Source organism: Acinetobacter sp. CIP-A165, from assembly GCF_000367985.1.
In the GTDB taxonomy this organism is placed as follows: Bacteria; Pseudomonadota; Gammaproteobacteria; order Pseudomonadales; family Moraxellaceae; genus Acinetobacter.
Genome location: NZ_KB849206.1, coordinates 255,073 through 268,292 on the forward strand (window position 1 = coordinate 255,073; position 13,220 = coordinate 268,292).

11 protein-coding genes and 4 tRNA genes are annotated in these 13,220 nt (G+C 41.8%); 8 read left to right on the top strand and 7 right to left on the bottom strand.

Translation table 11 applies throughout. The features are described from left to right. Position 1: 1 nt before the first annotated feature. The 4 genes from ftsI to F991_RS15495 form a co-directional block, all read right to left on the bottom strand. The gene (gene ftsI, locus F991_RS15480; protein ID WP_004673226.1) at positions 2–1,834 is read right to left on the bottom strand and encodes a penicillin-binding protein PBP3; all 1,833 of its coding nucleotides are present in this window, start codon (positions 1,832–1,834) and stop codon (positions 2–4) included. Positions 1,835–1,844: 10 nt separating this feature from the next. Next, on the bottom strand, positions 1,845–2,183 hold the full coding sequence (locus F991_RS15485; protein ID WP_004673228.1) for a cell division protein FtsL: 339 nt from the start codon (positions 2,181–2,183) through the stop codon (positions 1,845–1,847). Beyond that, positions 2,183–3,106 carry a 16S rRNA (cytosine(1402)-N(4))-methyltransferase RsmH gene (gene rsmH, locus F991_RS15490; protein WP_004673230.1) on the bottom strand — a complete coding sequence of 308 codons (924 nt, stop codon included), beginning with the start codon at positions 3,104–3,106 and terminating at the stop codon, positions 2,183–2,185. Before rsmH ends, F991_RS15485 begins: the two co-directional genes overlap by 1 nt. A gap of 199 nt (positions 3,107–3,305) precedes the next feature. Beyond that, positions 3,306–4,298, bottom strand: coding sequence for a sulfate ABC transporter substrate-binding protein (locus F991_RS15495; RefSeq protein ID WP_004673232.1), 993 nt, complete (start codon positions 4,296–4,298; stop codon positions 3,306–3,308). Positions 4,299–4,704: 406 nt separating this feature from the next. On the opposite strand from F991_RS15495, the gene F991_RS15500 reads away from it, so the two are divergent. From F991_RS15500 to F991_RS15530, 7 genes are all read left to right on the top strand, one after another. Beyond that, positions 4,705–5,004, top strand: coding sequence for a hypothetical protein (locus F991_RS15500; protein WP_004673234.1), 300 nt, complete (start codon positions 4,705–4,707; stop codon positions 5,002–5,004). A gap of 104 nt (positions 5,005–5,108) precedes the next feature. Then, a complete protein-coding gene (gene gltX / locus F991_RS15505) occupies positions 5,109–6,617 on the top strand; it encodes a glutamate--tRNA ligase (RefSeq protein WP_004673237.1) in 1,509 nt (502 codons plus the stop codon). Positions 6,618–6,674: 57 nt separating this feature from the next. Next, positions 6,675–6,750: transfer RNA gene (locus F991_RS15510), tRNA-Ala, on the top strand. A 118-nt stretch (positions 6,751–6,868) separates the two neighbouring features. Continuing rightward, a tRNA-Glu gene (locus F991_RS15515) sits at positions 6,869–6,944 on the top strand. A gap of 114 nt (positions 6,945–7,058) precedes the next feature. After that, a complete protein-coding gene (locus tag F991_RS15520) occupies positions 7,059–8,474 on the top strand; it encodes an amino acid permease (RefSeq protein WP_004673240.1) in 1,416 nt (471 codons plus the stop codon). Between the two features lie 179 nt (positions 8,475–8,653). After that, a tRNA-Glu gene (locus F991_RS15525) sits at positions 8,654–8,729 on the top strand. A gap of 30 nt (positions 8,730–8,759) precedes the next feature. After that, positions 8,760–8,835, top strand: a tRNA-Glu gene (locus F991_RS15530). An 84-nt stretch (positions 8,836–8,919) separates the two neighbouring features. Here the strand turns inward: F991_RS15530 and F991_RS15535 are convergent. Continuing rightward, positions 8,920–9,846, bottom strand: coding sequence for a hypothetical protein (locus tag F991_RS15535; RefSeq protein ID WP_004673242.1), 927 nt, complete (start codon positions 9,844–9,846; stop codon positions 8,920–8,922). 180 nt (positions 9,847–10,026) lie between these two features. Continuing rightward, the gene (locus tag F991_RS15540) at positions 10,027–11,655 is read right to left on the bottom strand and encodes a hypothetical protein (protein ID WP_004673244.1); all 1,629 of its coding nucleotides are present in this window, start codon (positions 11,653–11,655) and stop codon (positions 10,027–10,029) included. A 230-nt stretch (positions 11,656–11,885) separates the two neighbouring features. Here F991_RS15540 and F991_RS15545 point away from each other — a divergent pair, with 230 nt between their 5' ends. Next, positions 11,886–12,224: a hypothetical protein gene (locus F991_RS15545; protein WP_004673246.1), complete on the top strand. Its 339-nt coding sequence runs from the start codon at positions 11,886–11,888 to the stop codon at positions 12,222–12,224. A gap of 36 nt (positions 12,225–12,260) precedes the next feature. Here F991_RS15545 and F991_RS15550 read toward each other — a convergent pair whose 3' ends face one another. Continuing rightward, the gene (locus tag F991_RS15550; RefSeq protein WP_004673247.1) at positions 12,261–13,205 is read right to left on the bottom strand and encodes a cation diffusion facilitator family transporter; all 945 of its coding nucleotides are present in this window, start codon (positions 13,203–13,205) and stop codon (positions 12,261–12,263) included. Positions 13,206–13,220 lie beyond the last annotated feature (15 nt).

A 13,220-nucleotide genomic window follows, 5' to 3' on the forward strand; every position in this document is an offset into this window, starting at 1 on the left:
TTTACCTGCGCACTGGAGTGGGTGAAGTATCTAGTGGTCTATCCAAAGGGACATTGAGTAAGCGTAAGGACTCTTGCATAATTCTGGCAAAAACAGGCGCTGCAACCAAACCACCATAGTAGCGGCCTTGCGGATTTTCTACGACAACGATCATTGCTAAACGAGGGTCACTCACAGGTGCCACACCCGCAAATAAAGCACGATATTCACTATTTGAATAGCCTTTACGGTCAGCGCGAAGTTTATGTGCTGTTCCCGTTTTACCCCCAACACGATAACCAGGAATTACGGCTTGTTTTGCAGTTCCTCCTGGTAAAGTGACTTGTTCTAACATCATTAAAACTTGATCTGCAATTTTAGGGTCAAGCACTTGTTTGCCTTCGGGTGCATGTTCTAGCTTATGCAAACTCAATGGCATTTCCATACCATGATTCGCCAACATCGCATAACCTTGTGCAAGTTGTAAAATCGTGGCATTCAGGCCATAACCGTATGCCATCGTACCCAGTTGTGAGGAGTTAAGCTTATCTCCCGAATAGAGTAAACCTGCACTCTCACCGGGAAATCTTACATCCGAACGCTGACCAAAACCGACACGACGGAAAAAGGACGGCAAAGCATCTTTAGGCAAAGACAAGGCAAGTTTCGCTGAACCCACGTTTGATGATTTAACAATAACGCCTGTCAATGTCAGCGCACCATAGTTATGGGTATCACGAATGGTATGCCAACCCAAACGCATCGATCCTGGTGCGGTATTGATAATTGAATTCGGTGTGTACTGACCACTTTCTAATGCAGCAGCAACAGTAAATGGCTTCATGGTTGAACCTGGTTCAAACATATCAATCGCACCACGGTTACGCATGGCATCTTTATTTGAAAGCCCGCCCTTATCATTTGGGTTATAAGATGGCCAACTGGTCATTGCCAAGATTTCACCCGTTTTGACATCGACAGCAATCGCTGTGGCTGAGCGTGCATTGTTTGCAACACCCGCAGCAGTCAACTCGCGATACATAATGTATTGCAATCGTGAATCAATACTCAGGGTAATGTTTTCGCCTGATTCAACCTCTTTGATCACTTCCGAAACTTTGAGGCGATTACCTTTTTTATCGCGGATAATCTTCTGTTCGCCATCAACCCCTGCCAGTCGTGTATTCAACTGCATTTCTAAGCCTTCGATACCCGTACCTTCACTATTGGTCAAACCAATAATTTGTGCATTTGCTTGAGGCTGAGGGTAATAACGCTTATAACTTTTCTCAGTATAAACACCCTGAAAATTGCGTTTTATAATTAAATCAGCTTGTTGTGGTGGGATTTCTTTTTGCAATACCAAATAACGCGAACGTGCCCGATCATTCATTTGCTGCTTTAAAACTTTACGGTCAATTCCAACAGCATCTGCCAATTCATCTAAGTTTAAGTTTTTATTGGGCAATTGACGTTTTAGGCGGCGATTGGTCGGATCTTTTTTAAGTTCTTCAGTAATTTCATTAAATTGTTTTTTGGCATCCCAATAATCTCTTGGGTCAATCACGATTTTCATAATCGGCGTACTGATTGCCAGCGGCACACCGTGACGATCACTAATCACACCACGCATTGCTTCTAGACGTTCAGTCCGTAAAATATTGGCATTGGCCTTATTTTGCAAAAAGTCTTTATTGACCACTTGCACATAAAATGCACGTGCCACTAAAACCACGAAACAAAGCAGTACCACACCCCAAAGCAAATAAAACCGCCACATATCCAAAGCAAGTGTTGGTTTTGCCGAAATAGACTGCTGTTTTCTTCGTATCGGTTTACTTCGCTTATCTGCCATACAGCATGCCTTATTTATCTTGCTTCGAGGTCGTAGGTAAAGAAATCACAACGGTTTGTGCCGCGGGTGGTGAGAACATGCGGAGTTGCGTAACCGCACGTGAACCAATCTGTGCCGTCGCACCAAAGGTTTGCTGCTCAATAAGCAGACGCCCCCATTCAGCATTTAAATCATCTCTTTCACGCATATATGCACTCAAGTCACGATAGTCATGACGATATTCAAATACTTGAAACACCACCATCATTGCGCTCGTGAACACCAGTGCAACAAGTACAGCATAAACAACGACTTTTTTCAGTCCATTTTTGCTGTTTGGTAGAACCTCGTCATCATTTTTATTGTTCATTATTTGCCTTTCTGCTCTATACGCTCTGCAACTCGCAACCATGCACTACGAGAGCGAGGATTTTCTTTCACTTCAGCTTCACTCGCACGAATACGAGACACTTTCTTTAAACGTCGCGTATCAACACGTTGTTGCGGCATGCCCCAACCATGATCTTCAGCTAGAGTCGATTCTTTTTGAATAAACTGCTTAATTAGACGATCTTCTAAAGAATGGAAACTGATCACGGCTAATTGACCTTCGGCTTTCAACAATTCTACAGCTTGCGGTAAAAATACCTCAATATCATCCAGCTCTTTATTTAAGGCAATGCGAATCGCCTGAAAGGTTCGCGTTGCAGCATGTTTATGCTTTTCCCATTTTGGATGGGCAACTTTAACAATTTCTGCAAGCTGGGCAGTGGTGGTAATTTCACCTGCTGCTTTAATCGCTTTGGCAATACGGCGACTATAACGCTCTTCACCGTATTGATAGATAATATTGGCGAGTTGTTCTTCTTCAATTTTCAACAACCATTCTGCCGCAGTCGGACCTTGCGAATTGTCCATCCGCATGTCCAATGGTCCATCCTTCATAAAACTAAAACCACGCTCTGCTTGATCAAGCTGTGGTGAAGACACGCCTAAATCGGCCATGATGCCATCGACTTCAGTAATACCGATCTTGGCTAGCTCAGATTGTATATCTGCAAAACTGGCATGAATAATTTTAAATCGAGGATCTTCTTGTTCTAATTGTGCTGCGACTTCAAGCGCTTGTGGGTCTTTATCGAATCCGTAAACACGTGCATTTTGATCTAATTTTGAGAGCAATAATTTGGTATGACCGCCGCGCCCAAAGGTGGCATCAACAAAAACACCTGAGTCGCGACCTGCCAAAACGCCATCAATGGTTTCGTGAAGTAAGACAGAAATATGCGACATAGTAGATAAATCAACAGCTAAAAATGTAACTGCACATTATCACCTTGTTTTATGCCAGTACCAAACGACTTTTTGTAGAGAATTCTTAACTTTTCATAGGTAAAACCGTTTTCTTATCATTTTCCATTCAATAAAAAAAGCAAATACCTCGCATATTTGCTTTTTGCACTTAAGTAATCCGAAGCAGCGACACGTCATTCTATCGCTTTTGGGAATATATTTGGTCAAAAACTGCGCCATTCACAAAATGTGTTTTTTGCGCTTTTTCCCATCCACCAAACACCTGATTAATATTGAACAATTGAATCTTCGGAAATTGCGCTGCATATTTTGCTGCGACTTGCGGATGCCGTGGGCGGAAGTAATGTTTCGCCGCAAGCTCTTGTCCCAAAGGGGAATAAAGGAAGTTTAAGTAGCCACGCGCTAAATGACGATTTCCATTTTTATCTACTGTTTTATCGACGACTGCAACCGAAGGCTCTGCCAAAATCGAAATAGAGGGATAAATGATTTCAAATTTATCTTTTCCCAAACCTTGAGTTGCCAATAACGCTTCATTTTCCCAAGATAACAGCACATCACCAATACCACGTTCAGCAAAAGTCGTTAAAGAACCACGTGCACCTGAGTCTAGAACTTTGACGTTATGGTAAAGTTTTTTGACCAACTCACGCGCTTTTGCATCATTTCCAGCGGGTTGTTTTAATGCATAACCCCAAGCGGATAAATAAATCCAACGCGGCGCACCGCCTGTTTTAGGATTTGGGGTAATAATTTCAACGCCATCTTTAGTTAAGTCATTCCAATCACGAATATGCTTTGGATTGCCTTTGCGAACTAAAAAGACAATGGTTGAAGTATAGGGTGCAGAATTATTTTTAAATTGTTTTTGCCAATCTTTTCGGATTAAACCAGCATTCGCTATTTCATCGATATCATTGGCAAGTGCTAAAGTCACTACATCTGCTTGTAGACCATCGATCACGGATCGAGCTTGCTTACCCGACCCACCATGTGACTGTTTAAAATTAACGTCTTGACCTGTTCTTTGCTTCCAGTACTGTCCAAATGCCTGATTATATTCTTGATAAAACTCACGCGTTGGATCATAAGATACATTTAGAAAGGCTGTCGCTGCTTGGGCTACACTGGTTAAACTCAACAGCAAAAATGTTGTTATTACTATTTTCATTTATTTCTTCCTCATCAGACCCCATTCATAAGCACTATATTTAGTATCAAATAGCTTTACAATCATATGGTTATATTAATAAATAGATTATTATTCTGCTTTTCAGATATACCCCATCAATGTATCTATTGCACTATAAGTTTACAGAGAGATTGTGAGCTAACATTTGAAAAGTGAGGGCCTCCACGCTTTCTACACATTTGCTTGCTAAATTTGTATTGTGTACAAAGCAGCAACACTGTTATAAACATATATAACGGCGTGGCTAAATTTTAGATTTTTTGTAAAAAGTGTGACGCAGTTCTACTTTTTTATTATTTTTTATGTTTAAATTGTATCTATAAAGCAAATTATTAGTTGTTTGGTTGGTCTTGATAGACCAGAAATCAAAAAGGGGATGTGAGCAATGCGAGCATTAGAGTTGAAAAAAGCACTATGCCTAAGTTTATTTTTAACTTGTTCTATATCTGTTGGGCATGCAGCTGCGATTAAAGAAAACAACAGTTTAAAAACGCTAGACAAGACGACTTCACCGATCGTTAAAGCGCTCGATCAGCAAAAACGCAATACCTCATTATCTGCAACAGATGATGAATTAAAAATGTTGAATAGTATTCGTACAACACCGACTCAAACTTTTTTTGCTAGTCAACACGAACGTTTTTCCCGTTTCGTTCAAACCATATTCCAACCGCATACATCTTAACGATTAAATATGTAATTCCTCACATGTTTAAATAAGCCTAGTCATACCGTGACTAGGCTTTTTCGTTATAATAGTTCAAATTCTAATTTAAACGCCGATCACTTATGACAGTTCGTACTCGCATTGCGCCCTCTCCTACAGGCTTTCCTCATGTAGGCACTGCCTATATTGCATTATTTAATTTATGTTTTGCTCAACAGCACGGTGGTGAGTTCATTTTACGTATCGAAGATACGGATCAGCTTCGTTCAACACCTGAATCTGAAAAAATGATTTTAGACTCTTTACGCTGGTTAGGCTTAAATTGGTCAGAAGGCCCAGATGTGGGTGGCCCACATGCCCCATATCGCCAATCTGAACGTATGGGCATTTATAAGCAATATGCACTTGAATTAATTGAAAAAGGTCATGCGTTCTACTGTTTCGCAACCGCAGAAGAACTCGATCAAATGCGTGCTGAACAACAAGCCCGTGGTGAAACGCCGAAATATGATGGCCGTGGTTTAAAACTCTCACAAGAAGAAGTACAACAGCGTCTTGCAGCAGGTGAACCACATGTCATCCGCATGAAAGTACCTGAACAAGGTATTTGTAAAATCAATGATATGTTACGTGGCGAAGTCGAAATCCCATGGGCACAAGTCGATATGCAAGTGCTTCTCAAAACGGATGGTTTGCCAACTTATCACCTTGCAAACGTCGTAGATGACCATTTGATGGAAATCACCCACGTATTACGTGGTGAAGAATGGCTCCCTTCTGCACCAAAACACCAGTTATTGTATCAATATTTTGGCTGGGACATGCCTGCGCTGTGCCATATGCCTTTATTGCGCAACCCAGATAAATCAAAACTTTCAAAACGTAAAAATCCGACCTCGATCAACTACTATCGAGATATCGGAGTATTACCTGAAGCTCTATTGAACTATTTAGGTCGTATGGGTTGGTCGATGCCTGACGAGCGTGAAGTATTCACCTTAAAAGACATGGTGGATAACTTTGACGTACAACGTGTTTCACTGGGCGGCCCGATCTTTGATGTTGAAAAACTAAATTGGCTAAATGGTCAATGGATTAAAGCGCTCACACCTGCACAATTGTTAGAACGTTTACTCACATGGAAAAATGATCCAAAGACTTTAGAAGAGATTGCTGCTGCGATTCAACCGCGAATCAACTTGTTGTCAGAAGCTGTGAATTGGGCAGGTTTTTACTTCAATCACATGCCACAAATCAGCAAAGAACAATTTGAAAGCAAAAAGTTGACTGAAGAACAAGTTCGTCAAAGCTTACAGTTCGCGATTTGGCGCTTAGAAAGCCAATTCACATGGAACAATGACACGGTGAGCCAAACACTGATGGACTTGGCAAATCAAATGGAAATTAAATTGCGTGACTTTATGCCTGCCTTTTTTATTGCGATTGCGGGTTCAACCAGCTCAACCCCTGTGATGCAAGCAATGGTGACGATTGGTCCTGATTTAACCTTTGCGCGTTTACGCCATGCTTTGGAAATTGTGGGTTCGCCAAGCAAGAAAGAACTGAAAGTGTGGGAAAAGTTAAATGAATCGCTAAAATTGCCGAAAAATGATGCAAATAGTGAGAGTTAATCCAACATAATCATTGACGTGTGAGTGCAATCCTCCTAATATTGCCTCACACAAACTGGGGCCATAGCTCAGTTGGTAGAGCGCTACAATGGCATTGTAGAGGTCAGCGGTTCGATCCCGCTTGGCTCCACCAAATTTTAAGATTAGAAAAGTAAAACTTTTCCTTAAAATTTAAGCAAACAGCTACGCTGTGCGCAGGCAAGCTCAGTTTAAAAGTTTGCAATATTTTGTTGCACACAAATGCCTCATCTGTCCCTATCGTCTAGAGGCCTAGGACATCGCCCTTTCACGGCGGTAACCGGGGTTCGAATCCCCGTAGGGACGCCATATTCTGTTTATCTAATAATTATATTTTTCTCACAATCTTTCCATTAAATCAGATTGCACATTTTCGATTTTTCCATAAAATAGCCGCTTCTCTATGCTTGGACAAATTGTCGTATGCAATCTTCCAACTCAAATACCCATCAAGACCCAAATGCACCAAAAACATTAAAACGTGCTATGAGTACGCGTCATTTAGTGATGCTCTCTCTCGGTGGTGCAATCGGTACAGGTTTATTTCTAGGTTCTGGCGAAGTTATTGCTCAAACTGGCCCTGTAGGCGCAATTATCGCCTATATCCTCGGTGGTTTGATCGCTTATATGGTGATGCTATGTCTCGGTGAGCTCGCTGTACACATGCCTGTGGCAGGCGCTTTTGGTGCATACGCGCAAAAATACATTGGTCCAGGCACAGGATACATGATCTCTTGGGTCTATTGGCTCACATGGACTGCCACACTGGGAACCGAGTTTACCGCAGCAGCCTTATTGATGCAGGAATGGTTTCCCCATATCTCGATGTGGATTTGGACCATTATTTTTGCTCTCACCATTTTTGCTCTCAATTTAAGCTCCACACGTATTTTTGCTGAGTCTGAATTTTGGCTGGCATTGGTGAAAGTCGTAACCGTTATCGTGTTTATTTTGCTTGGTTTACTGGCGATTTTTGGCCTCATTCCTTTTGAGGGTACTGAATCAGCACCATTGTTCCACAACTTGACCACGCATGGCTGGTTCCCTCAAGGTTTGATTCCAATTTTTACCACCATGCTGATTGTAAACTTTGCCTTCTCTGGAACTGAGTTGATTGGTGTTGCCGCAGGTGAAACCAAAGACCCAGCAGTGAACGTGCCGAAAGCCATTAATGCCGCCATTTGGCGCTTGCTGATTTTCTTTGTTGGAACCATCATTGTCATCAGTGCTTTATTGCCTTTCGAAATCGCAGGTTTAGGCGGTGAAGGTGTCAGTAGCAGTCCTTTTGTCACAGTGTTTAATTACATTGGTATTCCTTATGCAGATGACATCATCCGCTTTGTAATCATTACGGCGTTACTTTCTGCTGCGAACTCAGGCCTATATGCCGCCTCTCGAATGATGTGGTCACTGTCTGATCAACGCCAACTTCCAAGTCTTTTCTCTCGACTTTCAAAGAGTGGCACGCCAATTATTGCGCTTGTAGTGACGATGTTTGGTGCAATTCCTGGACTGTTATCTGAGCATTTTGCCCCAGAAACCATCTTTAAGAATTTGCTAGGTGTGGCTGCGTTCACCATGGTGATCGTGTGGATGAGTATTTGCTTGAGCCAATTCAACTTTAGACGTCAATGGTATAAAGCTGGCTATACTGCAAAGGATTTGAAATTTGCTGCGCCACTGTATCCTATCGTGCCAATCTTAGGATTTGTGTTCTGCTTTATTACAGGCTTAAGTATGGCCGCAGATCCCGAAATGCACGCAGGTCTCATCGTCTGTTTAGTCTTTATCGCGGCATGTTACTTAAGTCACTATGTCTTTTATCGTGACCGCAAATAAATAAATTTCAGAGAAAATGCACTTGCGTTCGCTAAAACTTCAATCGTTTTAGCTTGCCCAAGCTGCATTTTTTTGATTTTGATGTAATTTTATCCACTTGTTCGCTTTTTTTAGCTTTTAGCCTGAAAAGCGTTTGACACATTATCTAATTCAACCTAATATACGCCCACCTCTGAAACGTCCCTATCGTCTAGAGGCCTAGGACATCGCCCTTTCACGGCGGTAACCGGGGTTCGAATCCCCGTAGGGACGCCATTAATGTTTCAGATGTATGCCTCAATATAAGTCCCTATCGTCTAGAGGCCTAGGACATCGCCCTTTCACGGCGGTAACCGGGGTTCGAATCCCCGTAGGGACGCCAAATTCTAAAAAAGCCACTGCATTGACAGTGGCTTTTTTTATGCACGGATATAATTTAAAGGCGAACACAGTTCGCCTCTACATTTCACCCAATACCAACCTGAACCTCTAAACGTCCAGATTGTACACGCAGGCCTCGAATCTCAAATTGATCAACCAACTGTTGAACCAACTCTCGGCTTTCTTGCAAAATATTTAAACCAGGCAGAATACTAAAATCAGTTAAACTTAACAGCTTATCGACCATCCAAGAGCGGTTATTAATAAAATCAATAAAACCTGCTTCCTCAAGGTCAATATACCAAATACGATGCCCTTCTTTTTGAATACCCGGTACATCCCGAATCAAATGATTAATCAAGAAAGGGATAGGCAAAGAATTAATCACGTCAAAACTGACACTGCCCACTCGACGCGCCGCCCAATTGGTCAAAGTTCCGCCATGACGGACCTGAAGGTCTAAATGTTCATCTACCTGACGCAGACGTAAATATTTTTCCTGTCCAATACGACATTCTAAGACATTAAATTCTAATGAAAGACGATAAAGAAAACGGCGATAGTGTCCGTCTAATTCGATATGAAAACGATCATTGCCACATTCAACTTTAATGTCATCAATTTCAGTACGATCTATCCGTTTTCTTATCTGATTATTGAGCAACATTTCCGGCAAATACAAAGTTAAGCTGCTCTTCCCCAAAGAGGCTCTGGCCATACTGAGCGCCACTTGACGTGCAGCTTCACTGGTTTCTGTGACAATATCTCGCACAGAGTTCCGCACCCCCTCGACACCGCGCTTGGTATGATGGGTAACATGATCTAAGGCATCTAATGCCGCATCTGCCACACCCGCAATATTACGAGAAGTATCACTGGCAAACTCAACCGCATCTTGTGCATGTTGCAATGTTTTATTGATGAGCCGACGAGATAATGATGGTTTATTATCAGATGCTGTATCTGCTGGCATGATATCGAACATTGCCTTTTTATCATCTTGTTGATTCAAGATGCTCTCCCTCTTCCCTTTCTTACTTATTGGCTCACTGCTTATGAGCTATAATCCACTTTCCGAACTGGTCGAACGTTTTTTCTAGATTAGCATGCAACGCAGCGCGATTTGCGTATTTTTGTTGCATATCCTCAAATTTTCGATGCGTACATCTGATTAATTTACACTCAAAACCAGTTACTTTTCATCTTGTTTTTGCTTGGGTATATCACTTCGATCTGGACGCAATAAGATTTGATTTAAACGCATCGTTTTGTACTGGTCTAAGCTTTGCTGAATCTGATTTATTTTCTCTTGCCCCTCATCACGATCAAAATGAACCAGCTCGCGTAGCGTGACCCATGCCGCTTGCATCTTGTCAAAATCATTGCCTTTCTCTAATTTCTGTTGCAACCAATCCGATAAATCTTGCGCACGTTTTTGTATTTCAAATTGATAGGCAAATAAACCGCTGGATAGTGCAATCTCATCGAATTGACCGCACGACAGTTTTTTGACTTGCTGTAATTGATGACTTTGTTGCTGCAAATAACTTTTAAGTACGTCTTGCTGGAACCACAGCGCCAATGCCGTCATTTCAGCAAAAACAACATCACGTTGTTGATACAAACTATTTCGCTCAGCATGCTGTTTATCCAGACGAATATCACCTAAGTAATGAAGGAGACCATGCTCCAAAATCGTATGAATTGCCCCTAAATCTAATTTTTTCCTATCTACCAAGATGGGTTGAGTAAGCAGATGTATGAGTTGCCCATGCTGTTCTTGATCTATCAGCAAAGTTAAAAAAGTGTCAGCATCTTTTTGAATAGATCGCCACAAATTCTCCAGTAGCGATTCGGTGCTTTGCTGTTCAACTCGATCTTTAGTCTGCATCAATTTGCGTTGCAAAGCATGTTGCATCGAACTCGACTGCGCGATACTTTCTAGCACACGAGAATCGGTTAATAATTGGGGTGCGCTGGCAATCACCTCTTTGCTATAAGGAATTTGGAACTCACGTCCTCCCAGTATCCCACCTAACGATTTGCCCAGTGAATTTAAACCACGACCAACATCCATCAAAATATTGGTTTCTGATCCTCGTGTTTGCAAAATTGCCGCTGGAAGTAAAGTGCTCACGGCGCGGTACAAGATTTTCAAATAGGCTTTCTGATCAATTGCTTTGCTGTATCGACACAGTAAAGCAATGGCATACTCAACATCACTGACATGCAGCTGATAGTCAGGCTCATCACGATGCAGTAAACAATCAATATAAGCAAAAAAAGCAACTTCATTGCGTTGTGGTGATTGCTGCGCTGCCCATTCATAGTGTGTGATTGCTTGACTGTATTGTGCTGCACCAGCATAGGCTTTTGCCAAAGCAATAGCATGTGCCGCACTCGGATCGTGCTGTTGAATATAACTGAGTAAATCAATTTTAGGCTGTTGATCTAGACATAGTTCGAGCTGACGTACATATACATTGATTTGCTGCGCTGTCGGCTGTTTAACAACATAGTTCAGTTGGTACGCCACACATTGCTCATACCAAGCATATTTCCGTGCATGAAACTCATACGCTAGGATCAATTCATCTTCAATCAGTCGAATCAACTGAGTTGTATAGAGAATATCTTCATCTGTCTCATGCTTGAATTTCCATTGCTTCGGTAAAGAGACTTTAAATAAACGCAAAAAGAAATTGGCGCTAAGGTCTGGACTTTCCATACTGACCAACATCAATTTATCTTGTGTGGACAGATGCCCCTTGGCTTTTGCAATCCGTGCTAAACGCAATTTTAAAATTTTAGTAGGAAGCATGTATTTCCTTGCGTATTATTCGCTCAATTCTTCGTTCAACTTATCATGACTGTGAATACTTTAGCGAATAGCTTTAGACGAGATGCATGCCGAGTTTAAACTTATGCGCTACCACGATGCTCAGCCCCAATATGCGCTGCAATCGTGTAAATTTTTGAATTTACGCCATTCTCGGTTTTAGCTTTTGTGCTTTTTTCGCTAAAATAGCCAAAACAGAATAGGAAAAATCTATGCAATACCGTTGCCCTAAATGCCAAAGCGTAAAAGTGATGCCTGTCAGTCAAGGTGCAAATAGCCCTCGTCCAAATGTACCGAAGAGTTTGGTGCTACTTGTTCCAGCAATTTTTATTTTATTAATTTTGGTGCTGATTAGCATTGCACTGTGGCTTTTTGGCAATGGCGCAGGTCAAGGTCTACAAATTGCAACTGTTGTTGTATTTGCTGTCTGTGTGATTGCAGGTGGCTTATTTTGGCGTGATCTACCCGATTTCAAAATTTCAATGCAAGCCTTTATGCAGGCACAAAAACATTGGAAATGCCGTGACTGCAATCACGAATGGCAAAATTAATACACCGATCATAAAATCTCGCACCTCCACATCAGCTTAATGCTGATGTGGCGGATCTTGCTTTACTGGTTCAGCATGTTGATGGGTATGCTGACAATTCATCTCAGCATCATCTTCAATCTGTAAGGTCACTTCGGCAATATCATGTTGGTGCGCCAACATTTCTGTTGCGGCGAGATGAAGTCGTTTCCGATCCGCATTCGGCGCAAACAAATGTACAGTTAAATGAATATTCCTCGAGCTAATCGCCCAAACTTTCAATTGATGAATACTCTCAACACCCTCCAGCGCTAATAAGTCATTTCTTAACTTTTCAATATCAACTTCGTCTGGCACGCCTTCCAATAGAATATTGATACTCTGCTTTAATAAGATCCACGTTCTTGGTAATACCCAAAAACCAATGGCGACCGCAATAATCGTATCTACCCAATACCAATTGGTGTAATAAATCACGATCGCACCAATGATCACACCAACGGAACCCAAAGCATCACTAAGCACTTCTAGGTATGCACCTTTGATGTTCAAGCTTTCTGAAGCGCTGGACATCAGCATCTTCATTGAAATCAGATTAATCACCAAACCCAGTGTTGCTACAATCAGCATACCCACGCTGTGAATTTCTGGGGGTTGGGTAACGCGTTGATACGCTTCATACAAAATGTACATCGCCACAAAGAACAGCATAGAAGCATTAAATAATGCCGCCAAAATTTCGAAACGTTGATAACCAAAAGTACGCTTGTTATCCGCTGGTCGCTTGGAAATTTGAATAGCCGCCAATGCAATCGCAAGTGCAGCTGCATCGGTAAACATATGTGCCGCATCGGAGAGTAATGCCAAACTTTGGGTCATTAAACCCGCGATAACCTCGACGACTAAAAATGTCGATGTGAGCACCAATGCAATCGTCAATTTTTTGACATTGCCTTCAGTCACCGCTGCATGACTATGGTCATGACCTTGATGTCCACTCATGTTGGACTCCTCATT